Source organism: Polycyclovorans algicola TG408, from assembly GCF_000711245.1.
Classification (GTDB): domain Bacteria; phylum Pseudomonadota; class Gammaproteobacteria; order Nevskiales; family Nevskiaceae; genus Polycyclovorans; species Polycyclovorans algicola.
On the sequence record NZ_JOMH01000001.1, the window covers coordinates 1862601 to 1882821 of the forward strand.

Annotated in this window: 19 protein-coding genes and 4 riboswitches; all 19 genes read left to right on the top strand. The window is 65.4% G+C overall.

Going from position 1 to position 20221, the window contains the following annotated elements; genetic code table 11:
* The first annotated feature begins 8 nt into the window (after positions 1-8).
* The 19 genes from U741_RS18355 (at position 9) to U741_RS0108995 (ending at position 20210) form a co-directional block, all read left to right on the top strand.
* A complete protein-coding gene (locus tag U741_RS18355) occupies positions 9-503 on the top strand; it encodes a YceD family protein (RefSeq protein ID WP_029890128.1) in 495 nt (164 codons plus the stop codon).
* 51 nt (positions 504-554) lie between these two features.
* Complete coding sequence (gene rpmF, locus U741_RS0108910; protein ID WP_029890129.1) at positions 555-752, top strand: 50S ribosomal protein L32; 198 nt, start codon at positions 555-557, stop codon at positions 750-752.
* A 45-nt stretch (positions 753-797) separates the two neighbouring features.
* Entirely contained in the window at positions 798-1823 is a 1026-nt protein-coding gene (plsX, locus tag U741_RS0108915; protein WP_052378652.1) for a phosphate acyltransferase PlsX, read from the top strand.
* A gap of 107 nt (positions 1824-1930) precedes the next feature.
* Positions 1931-3397, top strand: coding sequence for a flavin-containing monooxygenase (locus U741_RS0108920; RefSeq protein ID WP_200872703.1), 1467 nt, complete (start codon positions 1931-1933; stop codon positions 3395-3397).
* A gap of 23 nt (positions 3398-3420) precedes the next feature.
* Positions 3421-3505, top strand: a riboswitch (glycine riboswitch).
* Positions 3506-3619: 114 nt separating this feature from the next.
* Positions 3620-3704: riboswitch (glycine riboswitch) on the top strand.
* 112 nt (positions 3705-3816) lie between these two features.
* Positions 3817-3902: riboswitch (glycine riboswitch) on the top strand.
* 2 nt (positions 3903-3904) lie between these two features.
* A riboswitch (glycine riboswitch) is annotated at positions 3905-3988 on the top strand.
* A gap of 26 nt (positions 3989-4014) precedes the next feature.
* Positions 4015-5097, top strand: coding sequence for a glycine cleavage system aminomethyltransferase GcvT (gene gcvT / locus U741_RS0108925; protein ID WP_029890132.1), 1083 nt, complete (start codon positions 4015-4017; stop codon positions 5095-5097).
* An 82-nt stretch (positions 5098-5179) separates the two neighbouring features.
* Positions 5180-5569 carry a glycine cleavage system protein GcvH gene (gene gcvH, locus U741_RS0108930; protein ID WP_029890133.1) on the top strand — a complete coding sequence of 130 codons (390 nt, stop codon included), beginning with the start codon at positions 5180-5182 and terminating at the stop codon, positions 5567-5569.
* A gap of 45 nt (positions 5570-5614) precedes the next feature.
* Positions 5615-6982: an aminomethyl-transferring glycine dehydrogenase subunit GcvPA gene (gcvPA, locus tag U741_RS0108935; RefSeq protein WP_029890134.1), complete on the top strand. Its 1368-nt coding sequence runs from the start codon at positions 5615-5617 to the stop codon at positions 6980-6982.
* 11 nt (positions 6983-6993) lie between these two features.
* Positions 6994-7494, top strand: a complete 501-nt coding sequence (gene tpx / locus U741_RS0108940) for a thiol peroxidase (RefSeq protein WP_029890135.1) — start codon at positions 6994-6996, stop codon at positions 7492-7494.
* A 149-nt stretch (positions 7495-7643) separates the two neighbouring features.
* Positions 7644-9101, top strand: a complete 1458-nt coding sequence (gene gcvPB / locus U741_RS0108945; protein ID WP_029890136.1) for an aminomethyl-transferring glycine dehydrogenase subunit GcvPB — start codon at positions 7644-7646, stop codon at positions 9099-9101.
* Positions 9102-9155: 54 nt separating this feature from the next.
* Positions 9156-10094, top strand: a complete 939-nt coding sequence (locus U741_RS0108950; RefSeq protein ID WP_029890137.1) for a carbohydrate kinase family protein — start codon at positions 9156-9158, stop codon at positions 10092-10094.
* A 125-nt stretch (positions 10095-10219) separates the two neighbouring features.
* A complete protein-coding gene (locus U741_RS0108955) occupies positions 10220-11389 on the top strand; it encodes a class I SAM-dependent rRNA methyltransferase (protein ID WP_029890138.1) in 1170 nt (389 codons plus the stop codon).
* 43 nt (positions 11390-11432) lie between these two features.
* On the top strand, positions 11433-12239 hold the full coding sequence (gene lgt / locus U741_RS0108960; protein ID WP_029890139.1) for a prolipoprotein diacylglyceryl transferase: 807 nt from the start codon (positions 11433-11435) through the stop codon (positions 12237-12239).
* Position 12240: 1 nt separating this feature from the next.
* Complete coding sequence (locus U741_RS0108965) at positions 12241-13035, top strand: thymidylate synthase (protein ID WP_029890140.1); 795 nt, start codon at positions 12241-12243, stop codon at positions 13033-13035.
* 682 nt (positions 13036-13717) lie between these two features.
* Complete coding sequence (locus U741_RS0108970) at positions 13718-14221, top strand: dihydrofolate reductase (protein ID WP_029890141.1); 504 nt, start codon at positions 13718-13720, stop codon at positions 14219-14221.
* 64 nt (positions 14222-14285) lie between these two features.
* Positions 14286-14552 carry an acyl-CoA-binding protein gene (locus tag U741_RS0108975; RefSeq protein ID WP_029890142.1) on the top strand — a complete coding sequence of 89 codons (267 nt, stop codon included), beginning with the start codon at positions 14286-14288 and terminating at the stop codon, positions 14550-14552.
* 2 nt (positions 14553-14554) lie between these two features.
* On the top strand, positions 14555-14995 hold the full coding sequence (locus U741_RS0108980; RefSeq protein ID WP_084154762.1) for an acyl-CoA thioesterase: 441 nt from the start codon (positions 14555-14557) through the stop codon (positions 14993-14995).
* Positions 14995-16128, top strand: a complete 1134-nt coding sequence (locus U741_RS0108985; protein ID WP_043110516.1) for a zinc-dependent alcohol dehydrogenase family protein — start codon at positions 14995-14997, stop codon at positions 16126-16128. Before U741_RS0108980 ends, U741_RS0108985 begins: the two co-directional genes overlap by 1 nt.
* Positions 16129-16149: 21 nt before the next feature.
* Positions 16150-18894, top strand: a complete 2745-nt coding sequence (locus U741_RS0108990) for a DUF2339 domain-containing protein (RefSeq protein ID WP_052378654.1) — start codon at positions 16150-16152, stop codon at positions 18892-18894.
* Positions 18891-20210, top strand: a complete 1320-nt coding sequence (locus U741_RS0108995; protein WP_029890146.1) for a DUF3999 domain-containing protein — start codon at positions 18891-18893, stop codon at positions 20208-20210. Before U741_RS0108990 ends, U741_RS0108995 begins: the two co-directional genes overlap by 4 nt.
* The last annotated feature ends 11 nt before the right edge of the window (positions 20211-20221 follow it).

A 20221-nucleotide genomic window follows, 5' to 3' on the forward strand; every position in this document is an offset into this window, starting at 1 on the left:
GTCATCTGATGTCGCTGCCCCCTGTGATCGGTGTGTCGAGCGCAGTCCAACGGACGGCGGAATATGCCGGGCCCGTGGTTGCGGAGCGGTTCACGCGGCTGGCGGCGGATGGCATCGGCTGGACCACGCCCTGCGAGGCGCGACTGGTGTTTGGCCGTGACGGACGGCGGCGCCAGGTGCGCTGTGAGATTCGCGGCGCGTTGCAGTTGCAATGTGTGCCCTGCGAGCAGGGGTTTGTGCGCGAGGTGAACATCTCGACGCAGTGGACCCTGGTCGACTCCGACGAGGCCGAGCAGGCCGCATTGGCCAGCGCCGAGCCGGTTTGGGTGATCGATGACCAGTTGGCCGTTGACGAGGCGCTGGAGCAGGAAGTGATTTTGGATTTACCGGTGGTTGCACGCTGCCCGGCATGCGAGAAGAAAATCGCCGCCGAGCCGCTGATCACCCCACCGGGCGGGCCCACGCACAAGCCGTTTGCGGGGCTGCGTCTCGGTAAGCAGTAGAATTGCAATTCATTCGGGTTTTTTCGGCGTTCATCGCCTGCGGAGTTCATCATGGCAGTCCCCCAGAATCGTAAAACGCGCTCCAAGCGCGGCCATCGTCGTTCGCATGACGCGCTGACCGCGCCGGCACTGTCGATCGACCCCACGTCGGGTGAAACCCATCTGCGTCATCACGTGACGGCCGAAGGTTATTACCGTGGCCGCAAGGTGATTGACACCGCGACGCCGGACACCGCCGAAGACGCTTGATGTCGTTTGTCGCGTGCCTGACGCGCGCTGCGTAGCGCCGACGTGATGCTGCGCATCGCAGTTGATGTGATGGGCGGTGATGTGGGCGTATCCGCCACCATTCCGGCCGTCGCGCTGGCGTTGCAGGCCGACGCCGACGTGCACATGGTGCTGGTCGGCAACCCCGAGGTGATCGAGCCGCTGCTGGTCCGCGTGCCTGCCACGCTGCGTGAGCGCATCAGCCTGCACGCAGCCTCCGAGGTGGTGGGCATGGACGAATTGCCGTCCAAGGCCCTGCGACTGAAGAAGGATTCATCAATGCGGGTGGCGCTGGACCTGGTCAAATCAGGTCAGGCCCAGGCGATGGTCTCGGCCGGCAATACCGGCGCGCTGATGGCCACGGCCAAATTCGTCCTGAAAACCCTGCCGAAAATTGACCGCCCGGCCATCGTCACCGCGCTGCCCTCCATGCGGTCGACAGGACACGTGCACCTGCTTGATCTCGGCGCCAATGCCGAATGCACGGCCGAGCAACTGGTCCAGTTCGCGGTGATGGGCGCGGCCATGGTCAGTGCCCTTGAGGGCATCACGCAGCCGCGAGTGGCGCTGCTCAACATCGGCTCCGAAGAGATCAAGGGCAACGACGTGATTCGCGCTGCAGCCCAGCAGTTGCAGGCGATGCCCATCAACTACGTCGGCTATGTCGAGGGCGACGGCATTTTTCACGCGGACGTCGATGTCGTCGTCGCCGACGGGTTTGTCGGCAACGTGGCGCTGAAAACCGGCGAGGGCGTGGCCAAACTGATCACCGCGTTGATGAAAGAAGCTTTTTTGCGCAACACCTTCACCAAGCTCGGTGCGCTGCTGGTCAAGCCGATCCTGGCGCGATTTGTCCAGCGTATCGACCCCCGCATGCACAACGGTGCCAGCTTGCTGGGGCTGCGCGGCGTGGTCATCAAGTCGCACGGCAGTGCCGATGAGGTGGCTTTTGCCAATGCGCTGCAGGTGGCGGTGCGCGAGGCACGTATCGACCTGCCCAAGCGCATCACCGCGCTTTGGGCCGAAGCCAAGCTGTCGGCACCTGACGCCTGATGCAGTGTGTGCTGCGCCTTTTGCTGATCATCAATTATCCAATCGGTTAATAGCCTCTCATGATGCGTCCTGCCCCCTCTCGAAACAGTCCTGTCACGCGAACCCGCGTGGCGATCATTGGCGCAGGTTTCGGCGGTCTGGGCATGGCCCATTACCTCAAGCAGGCGGGCTTTGACGACGTCACACTGTTTGAAAAGAAGGCGCAGCTTGGCGGCGTCTGGCGAGACAACGTTTACCCCGGCGCGGCCTGCGACGTGCCGTCGCACCTTTACTCGTTCTCGTTTGAAACGGGCTATCCGTGGACGCACCGGTTTGCCCGGCAGCCTGAAATTCTGGCGTACCAGCAGCACTGCGCCCAGCGCCACGATTTGCTTCGCCACATTCGCTTCGGCCAGGCGCTCACGGCCGCGCGGTTCGACGCCGCGCGTTCGGTGTGGACCTTGCAGTTCGCCGCTGGCGATGCGTTCGAAGCCGACATCGTGGTCAGCGCCGTGGGGCAGTTGCACCGGCCGTCGGCACCGAAAATTCCGGGTGCCGAGCGGTTCGGGGGTCAGGCGTTCCATTCCGCGCAATGGCCTGAGGGCCTGGACCTCGGCGGCAAACGAATCGCCGTGATCGGGACCGGCGCCAGCGCCGTGCAGTTTGTCCCCGAAATCGCCCCGAAGGCGGCCCAGGTCCACGTGTTTCAACGCTCGCCGGGGTGGGTGTTGCCGGTGGAGTGGATGTCACCCGGCGCGAACGCGCCGTACTCGCCTGCCGCCCGCACGCTGTTCAAGGCAGTCCCTGCGCTGGAAGCGCTGGATCGCGCGCGAATCTTCAATATCGCCGAACTGCTGGCGACCGCCTACAACAGTGGCGGTGCCGGCGAGGCGATGGTCCGTCGCCTGTGCCTGCGCAACCTGCGGCAGCAGGTCGCCGACCCGGTGCTACGCGCCAAGCTGACGCCGGATTTTCCGGTGGGGTGCAAGCGCATTTTGCTCACCTCCCGCTGGCTGCCAGCGCTGACCCGCGACAACGTCGAGGTGGTGACCGACGGTATCCGCGATGTCACCGAGGCCGGCGTGCGCACCGAGGATGGCGCGCTGCGCGAAGTCGATGCACTGATCTACGGGACCGGCTTCGCCGCGACCGATTTCTTGGCGCCGATGGCGGTCACCGGTCGCGACGGGCAAGACCTGCGCGGCGGATGGCAGCAGGGTGCCGAGGCCTATCTGGGCATGTCCGTAACGGGCTTCCCCAATTTCTTCATGCTCTATGGGCCGAACACCAATGTCGGCTCGGGCTCGATCCTTTTCATGCTCGAAGCCCAACAGCAATACATCGTGCAACTGCTGCAGGCGCGGACGCAGCAGGGCTGCGCGTCCATCGAGGTGCGGCCCGAGACGCAGGCGCGTTACAACGCCGAGATTCAGACCCGCAGTGAGCAGACCACCTATGCCGGCGACTGTCAGAGTTGGTACAAGACCGCAGAGGGGCGCAACACCAACAATTGGGTGGGCACGATGCGTGAATTTCGGCGCAGGACCCGGGTGCCGAATCTTGACGACTATCGTCTGCAGCCCCCAGTCGGTTAACATCGGCACCGTTGAAATCAGCAACGTACGCTGCGAGAGACGCCCTTGAATGGGGGCACCGAAGGCGCAAACCGCCCGGAATCGCTCAGGGTGAGACGCCGCGCTTGCGAAGCACCGCTTCGCGCGGCTTCGAACGCCCGGACAAGGACGTCCGGGCCGGGGTGGATAAAAGTTGGCTGACGTTTCGCCATGGATGGCATGGCAAGCTGGAATAATGATGTGAAGTACGCTGCGAGAGACACCCTTGAATGGGTGCACCGAAGGCGCAAACCGCCCGGAATCGCTCAGGGTGAGACGCCGCGCTTGCGAAGCACCGCTTCGCGCGGCTTCGAACGCCCGGACAAGGACGTCCGGGCCGGGGTGGATAAAAGTTGGCTGACGTTTCGCCATGGATGGCATGGCAAGCTGGAATAATGATGTGAAGTACGCTGCGAGAGACACCCTTGAATGGGTGCACCGAAGGCGCAAACCGCCCGGAATCGCTCAGGTAAACGTAGTGGCGTACGGCAGCAAAACTCTGGAGAGCACCCGTCATTTGGCGGGTCACCGAAGGCGCGACAACGCTCAGGTACCAAGGACAGAGGGGCGGCGATTCATTTTCTTGAGGACGCCGCCACATGCTGAGAACCACCGCCCTGCACGCCGAACACCAGCGCCTTGATGCGCGCCTGGTCGATTTCGCCGGCTGGGACATGCCCATCCAGTACGCCTCGCAGCTCGACGAGCACCACGCCGTGCGTCGCGACGCGGGCATGTTCGATGTCGCCCACATGAGCGCGGTCGACGTCGAAGGGCCGGGCGCCACCGGCCTCCTACGTAAGCTGCTCGCCAACGACGTCGCCAAGCTGGCCACCGTTGGACGGGCACTGTATTCGACGATGCTGCGTGAGGACGCCGGCATCCTTGACGACCTGATCGTCTACCGCACCAGCGATCAGGCTTATCGCCTGGTGGTCAACGCCGGCACCACCGACAAGGATCTTGCCTGGCTGCGCGCGCAGGCCGAAGGCCACGCTGTGACGGTTCGTCATCGTGATGATCTGGGCATCCTTGCCGTACAGGGCCCGAATGCCCGTGCCAAGACATTGCCGCTGCTGCCGCAGGCCTTGCGCGAGCCCGCCGCTGCACTCAAGCCGTTTCATGCCGCGTGGGACGACCGCGTGTTCGTGGGCGCCACCGGCTACACCGGCGAGGATGGCTTTGAGTTGATCCTGCCGCACGATGACCTGGTGGCCCTGTGGCGCGGACTGGAAGCGGCCGGGGTTGCGCCCTGCGGTCTGGGTGCCCGCGACACGCTGCGGCTCGAAGCCGGGATGAACCTCTACGGCCAGGACATGGATGAAACCCGCCACCCGCTTGAATCGGGGCTGGGCTGGACCATTGGCTGGCAGCCGGACGACCGCGATTTTATCGGCCGCGCCGCGCTGCAACGCGTCAAAGGCACTGCGCATGACCAATTCATCGGTCTGCTGCTGGAAGGCCGCGGCGTGTTGCGCGCCCACATGCCGGTGCGCTTTGCCAACGGTGTACGCGGCGAGACCACCAGCGGCGGGTTTGCACCCAGCCTGAAACAGTCAATCGCGCTGGCCCGTGTGGCCGCCGGCAGCGAAGGCGCCTGCGAGGTCGAAATCCGCGGCCAGTGGTTACCCGCTCGGGTGGTCAAGCCGCCATTTGTTCGCAACGGCAAAGCGCTGGTGTGATGAATATTTTTCGTGTTCGGCCTGTAGGTCGGGCTTCAACCCGACAGCAAGCCCCAAATTCCCCGATTCCCGGAGCGTCACCATGAGCCAGATCCCCGAAAATTTGAAATATGTCGCATCGCACGAGTGGGTCCGCGTTGAGTCCGACGGCAGCCTGACCATCGGCATCACCGACCACGCCCAGGCGGCACTGGGCGATCTGGTGTTTGTTGAAGCGCCAGAAGCCGGGCGAGTGCTCAAGGCCGGTGACAGTTGCGCCGTGGTCGAATCCGTGAAGGCGGCCAGCGACGTTTACGCCCCGGTGGCCGGCACCGTGACCGCTGCCAATCCAGCGCTCACCGATGCGCCGGAAATGCTCAACAGCGACCCTTATGGCGAGGCTTGGCTGTGGAAAATGCAGCCGGCGAACGTCGACGAAGTGGCGGGCCTGCTCGATGCCGCCGGCTACGCCAAGGTATTGGCCGACCAGTAGGTCGACTGACACCCCCTTTCACCCGACACCCGACGCCCGAGCTCAATGCCCTTCATTCCCCACACTGAAACTGACGTCCGCGACATGCTTGCCGTGATCGGCGCGCCGTCTGTCGAAGCGCTCTTCGATGAGATTCCCGCCGCCCTGCGCGTCCACGGATTGACGCTGGTGCCCGAGGCGCTGCCCGAGATGGGTGTCGCCCAGCTCATGCACGCCCGCGCGGCGCAGGACGCCGGGGCGCTTAATTTCATCGGTGCCGGCGCTTACGAGCACCACATCCCGGCCGCCGTCTGGGAGATCACCACCCGCGGCGAGTTCTACTCGGCCTACACGCCCTACCAGGCCGAAGCCAGTCAAGGCACGCTGCAACTGCTTTACGAATACCAGACGATGATTTGCGGGCTGACCGGCATGGAGGTCAGTAACGCCTCGCTGTACGACGGTGCCAGTGGGCTGGGCGAAGCGCTGCTGATGGCCTTGCGCGCCAACCGCAAGAACGCCAGCGGTCAGGTGCTGATGCCGACCACCGTGCACCCACGTTACCGCGACGTGGTGCTCGCCACCACCGGCGCCCAGGCCATCGTTCAGGTGCCGCTGGCGTTTGATTCGCGCACCGGTATCACCGACCTTTCGGGGCTGGACGCGCACGCTGACGCCGCGCCCACCGCCGTGGTGATTCAGCAGCCCAATTTTTTCGGCCAACTCGAAGACGTCGACGCGCTCACCGACTGGGCACATGCGCGCGGTGCCTTGGTGGTGGCGGTGGTCAACCCGACGTCACTGGCGTTGCTCAAACCGCCGGGCCAGTGGGGTGAAACGGGTGCAGACATCGTTTGCGGCGAAGGTCAGCCGCTGGGCGCGCCGCTGTCGTCTGGCGGGCCGTACTTCGGATTCCTGACGTCTCGACAGGCCCTGGTGCGCGAAATGCCCGGCCGCATCGTTGGCCGAACCGTTGACCTCGAGGGCAAGCCCGGCTTCACCCTCACCCTGCAGGCCCGCGAGCAGCACATCCGCCGTGCCAAGGCCAAGTCCAATATCTGCACCAATCAGGGTTTGCTGGTCACCGCCGCGACCATTTTCATGAGCCTGGTCGGCCCGGAAGGGCTTGCCCGCGTCGCCGCCGCCAGCCATCGCAACACGCGTGCCCTGGTTGAGCAGCTGTCGGCGATTCCGGGCGTGCGGGTTGCCTTCGACGGCGCCCGTTTCCACGAGGCCGTGCTGGTTTTCGACCGCCCGGTCGCCCCGCTGCTGACGCAACTCGCCGCGCAGGGCATTCTCGGCGGCTTCGATCTGGCAGACGATTACCCTGAATTGGGGCACGCTCTGCTGCTGTGTGTCACCGAAACGAAATCCGCTTCACACATTGGCCAGTACGCCGACGCGTTGCGCGCGGCCATGGCTTCCACCCGATAGGAGAATCATTCATGGCAACTGTCACCCTCAAAGGTAACCCCATCCAGATCCACGGCGAACTCCCTGCCGTTGGCAGCGACGCCCCCGGCTTCCGGCTGGTCGGCGGTGACCTGAAAGACGTCACGCTTCACGACTTTGCGGGCAAGCGCAAAGTGCTGAACATCTTCCCCAGCGTCGACACCCCGACCTGCGCCACCAGCGTGCGCAAGTTCAACGAAAAGGTGGGCGCGCTGGCCGACACCGTGGTGCTGTGCATCTCGGCCGACCTGCCGTTTGCCCAGGGCCGCTTCTGCGGCGCCGAAGGCCTCAAGAATGTGGTCAACGCCTCGCTGATGCGCGGTCGTGGCTTTGCCAAGGACTATGGCGTGCTGATTGAAAACAGCCCGTTTGCCGGCCTGACCGCCCGCGCGGTGGTGGTGCTCGATGCCGACAACAAAGTGCTTCACACCGAACTGGTGACCGAAATCGCCGACGAGCCCAACTACGACGCTGCACTGGCGGCGTTGGGCTGAGCTGACCCTCTTGGCAGCGCATCACGCGGAAGGCGCAAAGATTGGCGTTCAGCAAAGCCCGGGGTTTCTCCCGGCGCCTGACGTTCGATTTTTCTGTGTTTTTCCGCGTGGGGTCTGACCCAAATTTTTCGCCAAACTTTAGAGTCCGCATGTCTCAATCGCTGATTTTCGAGCAGTCTTCCCCCGGCCGTTCCGCGGCGGCGCAGATGCCGCGTGAAGCGGTGTCGGGTCTTGAGATTCCGGCCGCCCTGCTGCGGCAGGACAAGCCGCTGCTGCCGGAGGTGTCCGAGTTGCAGGTGGTGCGCCATTACACCCGGCTGTCACGGCTTAACTTCTCGATCGACACGCACTTCTACCCCTTGGGTAGCTGCACGATGAAGTACAACCCGCGCGCCTGCAACACCCTGGCGTTGTTGCCGGGCTTTGCCGGGCGGCATCCCCTGGCGCCGGAATCCCACTCGCAGGGTTTCCTGGCATGCATGCATGACCTGCAGGAGATTCTTAAGGATGTCACCGGCATGGCCGGCGTCAGCCTGACGCCGATGGCGGGCGCGCAAGGTGAATTTGCCGGTGTGGCGATGATTCGTGCGTATCACGCGGCCCGCGGTGACACCGGCCGTACCGAGATTCTGGTGCCCGACGCGGCCCACGGCACCAACCCGGCCACGGCGACGATGCTGGGCTATGTGGCCCGCGAAATTCCCACCAACGATGACGGGGATGTCGATGTCGAGGCGCTGAAAGCCGCCGTCGGACCGCAGACCGCCGGCATCATGCTCACCAACCCCAGCACCTTTGGCGTGTTCGAGCGGCGCATCAAGGAGATTGCCGACATCGTTCACCAGGCCGGCGGGCTGCTGTACTACGACGGCGCCAACCTCAACGCCATTCTGGGCAAGGTTCGTCCGGGTGACATGGGCTTTGACGTCATCCACATGAACCTTCACAAGACGTTCTCGACGCCGCATGGTGGCGGTGGGCCGGGCGCGGGGGCGGTCGGCGTCTCGAAGCGGCTGCTGCCGTTCATGCCGGTGCCGGTGGTGGGCAAGGTCGATGAGCGCTTTCGCTGGCTGGACGAGCGCGACCTGCCTCAGTCCATTGGCCGTCTGTCGGCGTGGATGGGCAACGCGGGCGTCTTGCTGCGCGCCTACATTTATGCGCGGCTGCTGGGACGCGACGGCATGCACCGGGTCGCCGAGTTCGCCACGCTTAACGCCAACTACCTGATGGTGGCCCTGAAGAACCGTGGCTTTGACCTGGCGTTCCCCAATCGCCGTGCGACGCATGAATTCATCATCACGCTCAAGCGCCAGAAGACGGCGGTCAACCTGACCGCCACCGACGTGGCCAAGCGGTTGCTCGACTACGGGATGCACGCGCCGACGATCTACTTCCCCCTGCTGGTGCCCGAGTGTCTGCTGATCGAGCCCACCGAGACCGAAGACAAGACCACGCTGGACGCCTTTGTCGAGGCCATGGCCGCCATTGGTGAAGAAGCCATTGCCGACATCGACAAGCTCAAGGGAGCGCCCTACACCCAGCCGGTGCGGCGTCTCGACGACGTGCGCGCCGCGCGACAACTCGATCTGCGTTGGCAGCCCGCGTAAGCTTTTGATCGATCACGTTTCATCCACCACCCCATCACGTCTCACAGGATTCTCATGTCAGTTGTTATCTGCGGTTCGTTGGCCTACGACACGATCATGGTGTACTCAGGTCAATTCAAAGATGCCATCCTTCCGGACAAGGTACACATTCTCAATGTGTCGTTCCTGGTGCCCGAATTGCGCCGCGAGTTTGGCGGCTGCGCTGGCAACATTGCCTTTAACCTGCATCTGCTGGGCGGCGACGCCAAGCCGATGGGCACGGTCGGCAAGGACTTCGAGACCTACGCAGCGTGGATGTCTGAAAACGGCATTGATCAGAGTCTGGTCAAGGTGATTGACAGCGCTTACACCGCGCAGGCTTACATCACCACCGACCTCGACGACAACCAGATCACCGCCTTTCACCCGGGCGCGATGAACCTGGCGCACACCCAGAAGCTGACCCCGAAAGGCGTCAAGCTTGGGTCGGTGTCACCGGACGGCCGCGACGGCATGCTGCTGCATGCGCGCGAGTTCACCGAGGCGGGCGTTCCGTTCCTGTTCGACCCCGGCCAGGGTCTGCCGATGTTTAACGGCGACGAGTTAAAGACCTTCATCACCCAGGCCAGTTACGTCGCGGTCAACGACTACGAGGCCGAGTTGCTGGTGAAGCGCACCGGCTGGTCGCTCAAGCAGATCGCTGAACGGGTGGACGCGCTGATCGTCACCCGTGGTGGCAAGGGCTCCAACATCATTGCCAAGGGCAAGACGTACAGCATTCCGGTGGCCAAGGCCGAGAGTCTGGCCGACCCCACCGGCTGCGGCGACGCCTACCGCGGCGGCTTGCTGTACGGCATCAGCAAGGGTCTGGACTGGGAAACCACCGGTCGTATTGCCAGCCTGATGGGCGCCATCAAGATCGAACGTCCCGGCACGCAGAATCACCGCTTCACGCTGGAAAACTTTCGTGCGCGCTTCAAGCAGGAGTTCCGCTACGACGTAAAACTGGGCTGAGAATCTCGGGCCTCGCAACAGGGGCGCGGCCGCAGCGCGACGAAGCCCTATACTCCGCGCCCCTTGCGGCCCTTCCGGGCCCATCCTGATCGATTGATCACCCCTGTTTTTGCGGAGCCCGCGCCATGCTCAACGTTCAACTCAAACCGCGTGAAGACCGACGCCTGCGGGCTGGCCATCTCTGGGTCTACTCCAACGAGATCGTCACGCCGCCCAACTTCGCCAAGCTGGTGCCGGGCACGCTGTGCCGGGTGCTGGATGCGCGTGCCAAACCGTTGGGCACCGGGTACATCAATCCGCACACGCTGATCTGTCTGCGTCTGCTCACCGGCGACATCAACGCCGAGATCGACGCCGACTGGTTTGCCCGGCGCCTGAGTGCAGCGCTTGCCTTGCGGGCACGGCTTTATCCGACGCCGCATTACCGATTGGTGTTTGGCGAGGCTGACGGTCTTCCGGGGCTGGTGATTGATCGCTTCGACGACATCCTGGCTGTGCAGATCACCACCGCCGGCATGGAATTGCTCAAGCCGGCGCTGCTGGACGCCCTGAAAACGGTGCTCAAACCGCGCGGCATCCTCATCAGCAATGACCTGCCAATGCGCGAGACCGAAGGTCTGCCGCAAGTCGATGAGGTGATCGGCGACGTGCCGGACGAGATCGACGTGATCGAAAGCGGCCTGCGTTTCAGCGTGCCGCTGGCCGGTGGTCAGAAGACCGGTTGGTTCTATGACCAGCGCAGCAACCGCGACCGCTTCGCCGGCTACGCGCGCGGCGGTCGCTTGCTCGACGTGTTCAGTTACGCCGGCGGTTGGGCGCTGCGTGGCTTGGAGGCGGGTGCCACCGAAGCGGTGTGCCTGGACAGCTCCGCTGCGGCCCTCGCGGCCGCGCAGGCCAGTGGCAAGGCCAACAACCTGACGGTCGAAACCCGCCAGGGCGAGGCCATGGATCTGCTGCGCACGCTCAAGGCCGATGGCCAGCGTTTCGACACCGTGGTGGTCGACCCGCCCGCACTGATCAAGCGCAAGCGCGATCATGAAAAGGGGCTGGAGCACTACGCCGCGCTGAACCGCGCCGCGATGCAGGTGCTGGGTGCCGACGGCATTCTGATCGCCTGTTCCTGCTCGCATCACCTTGAGCCGGCCGAGCTGCAACGGGTGTTGTTGCGTGAGGCGCGCAAGCTTGACCGGCGCCTGCAGATTCTCGAAAGCGGCGCCCAGGGACCGGATCATCCGGTCCACCCGGCCATTCCCGAAACCCGATACCTGAAGGCGCTGGTGGTTCGCGTCTTCTGAGGATGGTCATCAAACTGCCTGATTCAGCGGCTATCATCACGCCATGTTGACCCACCCCGGTTTCGATCCCGTCGCCCTGCAGCTGGGCCCGATCAGCGTGCATTGGTACGGGCTGATGTACCTCGTCGGCTTTTATGTGGGCTGGTGGCTGGGCACGCAGCGCGCCAAGCAGCCGCACATCGGCTGGACGCGCGACCAGGTTACCGACCTGCTGTTCTACATCGTCATGGGCGTGATCATCGGCGGGCGGCTGGGCTACTCGCTGTTCTACGGGTTCGAGCAACTGCTGTCGGACCCTCTGATGCTGCTGCGCATCTGGGAAGGTGGCATGAGCTTCCACGGTGGCCTCATCGGGGTTGTCGTCGCTTATTTCTGGTTTGCCAAAGCCAAGCATCTGAACGTGTTCGACATCGCCGACTTTGCCGCGCCGTTGATCCCGGTGGGGTTGCTCACCGGTCGCATCGGCAACTTCATCAACGGTGAACTCTACGGTGCGCCCACCACCCTGCCGTGGGGCATGGTGTTTCCGGGTGCGGGCCCCGAGCCACGCCACCCGTCGATGCTCTACGAAGCTCTGCTGGAAGGCGTGGTGATGCTCGTCGTGCTGTGGTGGTTTGCCAAGAACCCGCGCCCCCGCATGGCGGTCTCGGGACTGTTCCTGGTGCTCTACGGTGTGTTCCGTTCGCTGGTGGAAACCGTGCGCTTGCCCGACGACCACATCGGTTACCTTTACGGCAGCGACTGGTTCACGATGGGCATGCAGTTAAGCCTGCCGATGGTGGTGGCCGGCGCGGTGATCATGCTGATCGCTTACCAACGCCCGGCCGTCTTCGGTCAAAAAGGCGCCTGACGTGCAGCCCTACCTTGAGCTGATGCGCAAGGTGCTCAATGAGGGCACGCCCAAGACCGACCGCACCGGCACCGGTACGCGCTCGATCTTCGGCCACCAGATGCGCTTTGATCTGGCCTGCGGCTTCCCGCTGGTCACCACCAAGAAGCTGCACCTGAAGTCGATCATCGTCGAGTTGCTGTGGTTCTTGCGCGGCGACACCAACATCGCCTACCTGAAAGAGCATGGCGTGCGAATCTGGGACGAGTGGGCCGATGCGGATGGCAATCTCGGCCCGGTCTACGGCAAGCAGTGGCGCAACTGGCCGACGCCGGACGGACGGCAGATTGACCAGATCACGCAACTGGTCGAGCAGATTCGCAACACCCCCGATTCGCGCCGCCTGATCGTTTCGGCGTGGAACGTCGGCGAGTTGGACCAGATGGCGCTGATGCCCTGCCACGCGCTGTTCCAGTTCTATGTCGCGGACGGGAAATTGTCCTGCCAGCTCTACCAGCGCAGCGCCGATATCTTTCTCGGCGTGCCGTTCAACATCGCCAGCTACGCGCTGCTGACCCTGATGATCGCGCAGGTCTGCGGGCTGCAACCCGGAGACTTTGTCTGGACCGGCGGCGACTGTCACCTTTACGCCAACCATCTGGACCAGGCGCGTGAGCAAGTGTCGCGCGTGCCGTTCCGGCTGCCGACGATGCGCCTCAATCCGGATGTCACCGACCTGTTTGGGTTTCGGTTGGAAGACTTTCAGCTCGAGGGCTACGAGGCGCATCCGCATATCAAGGCGCCGGTGGCGGTTTGAGCTTGCTGGACTGAGGTTGGTGGGCCGGTGTTGGTTTCAAAACCTGCACCGCCGGTTTTGATGGGCCTGCTGGTGGGCTGGGTTTCATGACCGGCACCGCCGGTTTTGAGGGCTCAGAGGCCGGGACTGCCCCCGGCGGGGCACTTACTTTTCTGTCGCCCAGAAAAGTAAGCAAAAAAGGGCGCCCAACGTTCCGGCTTTTGGGCGTTGCCCAAAAGTCCCCTGCGCTACTCGCAATCGGCGGGCGGGCGCAAACTCGCTGCGCTCAGACAAGCGCCCGCCTTTTCGCCGCTTGCTGCGATGCTCGGCCGGAACAAAGGGGGAGAACGTCAAAAGCGGTAAGCGCTTTTCGCTTTTCCTTCCCCTTCTGCCGTGCCGAGCATCGCAGCAGCGGAGGGATCAGATTCGCGGTTGTCTGAGCGCAGCGAGTTCCGCGAATCCCCTCCGTTGCGAGAAGCACAGGGAACCCCGCGTTAGCGGGGCACGGCAGGTGGGCAGATTTCTTTGGTTCCTTTCTTTGTCTGTTCAAAGAAAGGAACTGCCCCGCCGGGGGCAGTCCCGGCCACTGAGCCCTCAAAACCGGCGGTGCTGTCGGTGAAACCCAATAACGCCAGCCTTTCACACCGAGCCCCCAACGTGCTGCCCTAAAATGCCGCCACGAATACCCGCCAGAGGCCCCCCTGTGCCAACCCCGATTCACTTGATCGCCGCGCTCGGCCGCAACCGCGTCATCGGCGTGGCCGGCGATCTGCCGTGGCGCCTGCCGGACGACCTCAAGCGCTTCAAGGCCCTGACCCTGGGGCAAACCATTCTGATGGGCCGCAAAACCTGGACGTCACTGGGCCGTCCGCTGCCGGGCCGTGACAACCGGGTGCTGAGCCGCGACGAGGCGTTCAAGCCGGACGGCGCAAATGTCTTTGGCCAACTCGACGCAGCGCTCGCAAATCCGCAAGGTGATGCGGTCTGGGTGATTGGCGGTGGCGCGCTTTACGCGACGCTGCTGCCCCATGCGACGCGGTTGTATCTCACCGAGGTTGATGGCGCGCCAGAGGGCGACACCTGGTTCCCCGAGCTGGACGCGGCGCAGTGGCGAGAGGTGTCGCGCAGCCATCACGCGGCGGATGAAAAACACTCGCTTGCCTTTGACTTTGTGGACTATGTGCGTCGGTTGCCGGGCGAGCAGTGAGGCGGATGGGCCGTGCTATAAACCGGCCATCACGATTTTTTCAATGATTGGAAAGGAGCCGCAAATGGCCGACATCAAACCCGCTTTCGTGCAAGCCCAGATCGACGTCAAGACCCTGACAAAACGCCCCGGCAATGACGACATGTTGTTCCTCTACGCGCACTTCAAGCAGGCCTCCGAGGGGGATGTGCAGGGCAAGCGCCCCGGCATGCTCGACATGGTGGGCCGTGCCAAGCACGACGCGTGGGCCAAGCTGTCCGGGACCTCATCCGACAAGGCGCAGCAGGCTTACATCGACAAGGTCGGCGCCTTGCTCAAGAGCCACAAATAACGATGTCGCGCATCCAGACGCGGCGCCTCGATTACGTGCATTTCGCGCGCTTCGAAACCCGCTGGAAGGACAACGACATCTACGGTCATCTTAATAATGTCGAGTACTACAGCGCCTTCGACACGGTGATCAATCAGCACCTGATCGCAGCGGGCGGACTGGACCTGCACGGCGGCGAGATCATCGGTCTGTGCGTGGAATCGCAGTGCCGCTTCCACGACTCGTTTTCGTTTCCCGAAACTATCGAGGCCGGGCTGCGTGTCGGTCATCTGGGCCGCACCAGTGCCCGCTACGAACTGGGGCTGTTCAAGGTGGGATGCGATGTGCCGGCTGCCGAGGGGCACTTCATCCACGTGTTCGTAGACCGTGAGGGCCGTCGCCCGTGTCCGCCGCACGATGCCCTCCGGCAGGTGCTCGAAGCCCTGTGTCCACCGCGGCCATGATCACCACCCGTGCCGCCGTGCTGCGCGAGATGGGCTTGCCGGCCCCTTATGCGCAGTCCAAGCCGTTGGTCATCGAGACGCTGAATCTGGCCCCGCCCGCCGAGGGCGAGCTGTTGATTCGCGTGCGCGCCGCCGGGTTGTGCCACAGCGACCTGTCGGTGATCGACGGCTCGCGGCCGCGCGTCATGCCCATGGTGCTCGGCCACGAGGCCGCCGGCATCGTCGAAGCCTGCGGGCCGGGCGTGACGCGCTTTGCGCCGGGTGATCACGTGGTGTTTTCCTTCGTACCGGTGTGCGGACACTGTGAGCCCTGCGCCAGCGGCCGCGCAGCGCTCTGCGAGCCGGGCGCCGCCGCCAATGTTGCGGGGAAACTGCTGGGCGGTACGCAACCGTTTTCGACCGGGCAGGGCGATGCGCTCAACCATCATCTGGGCGTGTCGGGTTTTGCCGAACGCACCGTGGTGTCGCAACACTCGGCGGTGAAGATCGACCCGGCGCTGCCCTTCGAGATTGCCGCGCTGTTCGGCTGCGCGGTGATGACCGGCGTCGGCGCCGTCGTCAACACGGCGCGACTGCGCGCCGGACAGAGCGTCGCCATCTTCGGATTGGGCGGCGTCGGCTTGGCGGCCTTGCTCGGTACCGTGGCGGCGGGCGCGCAACCGGTGGTGGCCATCGACGTCAATCCCGACAAGCTGGCGCTGGCGCGTGAACTTGGTGCCAGCCATACCTTTCAGGCCGGGCCGGATGCAAAAGTTGTTGATCAGATCAAATCGGCGGTGACAGGTGGGGTCGACATCGCCATCGAAACCGTCGGCCACGAACAGGTGTTGGCCGATGCCTATCACGCCACCCGACGCGGCGGCACCACCATTACCGTTGGCCTGCCACACCCCAGCCGCATGCTCAGCCTGTCGGCGGTGAGTCTGGTCGCCGAAGAGCGCACGCTGAAAGGGTCGTACATGGGCTCCTGCGTGCCCTCGCGTGACCTGCCGCGCTACGTGACCTTGTATCGCGCCGGACGGCTGCCGGTCGACCGACTGCTGACCCATACGCTGGCACTGGATGAGCTCAACGAAGGCTTCGACCGGCTGGCACGCGGTGCGGCGGTGCGGCAGGTGGTGCTGTTCAACTGAAGGGATGGGTAAAGGGGCGCCATGGAAAACCCGAGCCCGGCATCGCCGTCGGCCGTGAATGTTGGACCAGCGGTCTTCGGTGCGCTGCTCAGTGCAGGCGTCGGCGCGCTGCTGCTGGGCTTGGTCGGGGTGTTACTCGGCCACGGGGGCGTCAGCACGTTCGCGCTGATTGGCGCGCTGGGGGCCTTTGCCTGGTCGCTGCTCAGCGCCGTTAACCGCGCCCTGGCCCAGAGTGAGCGGCGCATGCTGGCCCTCTTGGGCCGCAGCACTCGGCCGGATGTCCCCGCAGCCGCCGTCGCAACCCCCGCCGACCCGCCCTCCACCGCTGCACCCGAACAGGCGCCCGAGCCGCCACCATCCCCCGGCGTTCCCCAACCCCTGTCCGCACCGGCACCGGCACCGGCGCCGCGCCCGGACCATTTCGCCACGCGCGGGCTGCGCCATGTCCGCGCCTGGTTCCAGCGCGGCAACCCCATCGCCCGCGTCGGCATCGTCATCCTGTTCATCGGCGGCGCCTTTCTGGTGAAGTACGCCGCCGATCACGCGCTGCTGCCGCTGGAGCTGCGGCTGGCGGCGGTGGCGACCGGCGCGATGCTGCTGCTGGGTCTGGGCTGGCGCCTGCGCGATCGCCAGCGGGTGTATGCGCTGACCCTGCAGGGCGGCGGCGTGGCGGCGTTGTACCTCACCGTGTACGCCACGCTGCGGCTGTACCAGTTGATCCCGCCCGGCATCGCGCTGACGCTGATGGCGGCGGTGTCGCTGGCGGCGGCGGTCCTGGCCGTGACGCAAAAGGCGCAGGCACTGGCCGTGATCGGCTTTGCCGGCGGTTTCGCCGCGCCGCTGCTCGCCGCCAGCGATGCCGGCGATCACATCGCGCTGTTCGCCTACTACACGGTGCTCAACCTGGGCGTGTTCGCGGTGGCCTGGGCCCGCGCCTGGCGCGCGCTCAACCTGGTGGGCTTCGTGTTCACCTTCGGCGTCAGTGCGTTGTGGCGCGGCACCGGCTACACGACGGCGCAATGGGTCAGCACCGACGCCTTCCTGTTGCTGTTTTTCGTGCTGTACGTGGCGGTTTCGGTGCTGTTTGCCCTGCGCCAGCCGCCCAACCTCAGGGGCTACGTCTCCGGCACGCTGGTGTTTGGCCTGCCGGTGGTGGTCTTTGCCCTGCACGGCTCGCTGGTGGCGCACATCGCGTACGCGCTGGCGTGGAGTGCCTTCGGCTTTGCGTTGTTTTACCTGCTGCTGGCGTGGGCGCTGATGGTCACCCGTCGGCCCGGCCTGCGCCTGCTGGCGGAGGCTTTCGCGGCACTGGGCGTGATTTTCGGCAGTCTGGCCATTCCGCTGGCCTTCGACCCGGGCACCACCGCCGCCGTGTGGGCGGTGGAAGGCGCCGGGCTGCTGTGGCTGGGTATCCGTCAGGATCGACGCCTGGCGCGTGCCTTCGGCGCGCTGCTGCAACTCGCTGCCGCCGCGCACTACGCACTGGCCGCGATGCACGTCACCGGCACAGCGATGCCGCTGCTCAACAGCGCCTGGCTGGGCGGCGCCGGACTGGCCGTGGCCGGCTTCCTCAGCGGTCTGTGGTTGCAGCGTGCGCGCGACCGCTTGCAGAAGTATGAGAGAGGCGCTTTCTGGGCCTTCCTGTTCTGGGCTTTGTTCTGGTGGCTCGCCGCCGGCGTCAACGAGATCGACCGTCTGGTGCCGTTCCACCTGAATCCCGGTGTCGTCCTGACCTTTGTTGCCGGCAGCGCGCTGTTGCTGGACCTGCTTGGCCGCAGGGCACGCTGGCCCGAAGCCGTTGGCAGTGCACCGTTCGTGGCCACGGCGCTGCTGCTGCTCGGCAGCCTCGGCGTGCTCAACGCGACGCATCCGCTGGTGAACGGCGCGTGGTTCGGGTGGCCGCTGCTGTGGCTGGGCAGCTACTGGCTGCTGTACCGGCGCGATGGTGACCACGCGCGCCCATTGCCGGGTGCGGACACCGGGCTGCATGCCGTCGGCTTGTGGTCGCTGGCACTGGTCGCCGCGTCTGAGCTGACCTGGCAGGTGGCGCAGCAGATCGGCGGGGTGTGGCCCGCGCTGGCGTGGGGTCTGGTGCCGGCGCTGCTGCTGTGGCTGGGCGCCTACGCCTCCGGTTGGCCGCTGGCGCGGCACCGCGTGGTTTATCGCTTCGTGGCGGCGCTGCCGTTGGCGGCGGTGGCGGTGCTGTGGGTGCTCGTCACCAGCCTGAACAGCACTGGCGACCCGGTGCTGCTCATCTACCTGCCGCTGCTCAACCCGCTCGACATCGCCGTGATGCTGGTGCTGTTGGCGCTGGCGGCGTGGTGGCAGGCGCTGCCGGCCGTTGAGCGGACACGGCTGCGCGGCGGACACCCGGCACGGTTGCCGGCGCTGGCCGCCACCGTCGTGTTTCTGTGGCTGAACTCGGCGTTGATTCGCGCCATGCACTACACCGTCGGCACGCCATTGCTGTTCGACGGCATCCTGCACTCGACGCCGGTGCAGGCGGCGCTGTCCCTGTTCTGGAGCCTGCTGGGCTTCGCCGCGATGATCACTGCGACGCGGCGCAGTCTGCGGCCGGTGTGGCTGTGCGGCGCCGGGTTGATGGCGGTGGTGGTCGTCAAATTGTTTGTGGTGGACCTGTCTGCCACCGGCACGCTGGCGCGCATTGTTTCGTTTCTCGGCGTGGGCGCGCTGCTGCTGGTCACCGGCTACTTCTCGCCGCTGCCGCCAAAACGACGCACCGAAACAACGGAGGACGGCACATGATGGCGCTGGTTCTGCTGCTACTGCTGCTGTTGCCGAGCGTGGCGCAGGCAGCGCCGAAACCGGATGACTTCGCTTACGGCGTCACGCTGGCGCCGTCCGAGGCCGCCGAGGCCTACGCCCTGCCGCTGCCGGAAGCGGTCTACCGCACCGTCACCCGTCGCGACTTGCGCGACCTGCGGGTGTTCGACGCCCGTGGCGCGGTGGTCCAGCACGCGCTGTGCGCGCCAGAGACGCCGCTGGAGCGTCATGCCACCGCCTGGGATGCCGGCATTTGGGGCCTGCCTGCCGGCAGTGCACCCGCCGCTGCGCAAGGCACACGGCTGGACGTGCACACCGCAGACGGCACGCGCCTGCAAGTGCAGGAAGGTGCCGCCGCTGACGCGCCGGGCGGCGCTTTCGAGTACGTCCTGGACGCGCGCGCCATCGACGAGCCGCTGTCGGAACTGCAACTCGACTGGCAGTGGCAAAGCCCCGAGGGCCGCCAACAACTGGCGCTGCGCGTCGAGGCCAGCGACGACCTCGACCGCTGGCGCAGCGTCGTGCCACACACCACGCTGCTGCGCGCCGAGGGTGACGCCGGTCGGCTGGAGCGTTCGCGGCTGGCGTTGCCGAAGGCGCGCTACGCCTTCCTGCGGCTGGTGCCGCTGGACGAACGCGCGCGCGACTGGCTGCAAGGCGCCCAACTGCTGGCTGTCGAGGACAAGCCCGCGTCGGCGCCGGTGACCTGGTTCACCGCCGAGGCGCTGCCCTTTGGCGAACCCCACATTCGCAGCTTCCGCAGCGACCGGCTGGCGCCGGTGCAGCGACTGCGCTTCGAGCTGCCCGCGCCCAACCTGCTGCTGCAGATGCGCGCCGCTTCACGCGAGGCTGACGGGGACGATTGGCGCCAGCGCGTGGCCGGCGCGGCCGCCACGGCCGGCAACGATGACGCGGGACTGGCCGTGCCCGGCGTGCAGGACCGGCAGTGGCGTATCGAGATCACCCAGGGCGCCGAGGTGCTGGGCGATGCCCCCCTGCAGCTACAGCTGGGCTACACACCCGCGCGGTTGCACTTTCTGGCCCAGGGCGAGGGCCCCTGGCTGCTGGCCTACGGCAGCGCACAGGCGCCTGCGACGGCATCGTTGCCGTGCACCGCCTTCGAAAGGGTGTCGGAGAACGTCGTCGCCGGCGAGCGACGCACACTGGGCGGCGACGTGCGCCTGTTACCCCCGCGAGACCCGCTGCCGTGGCGGCTGATCGTGCTGTGGGCGGTGCTGGGAGCCGGATCGTTGTTAATCGTGGCGATGGCGCTCAGCCTGCTACGGCGGACCCAGTAGGGGCGCCCGAC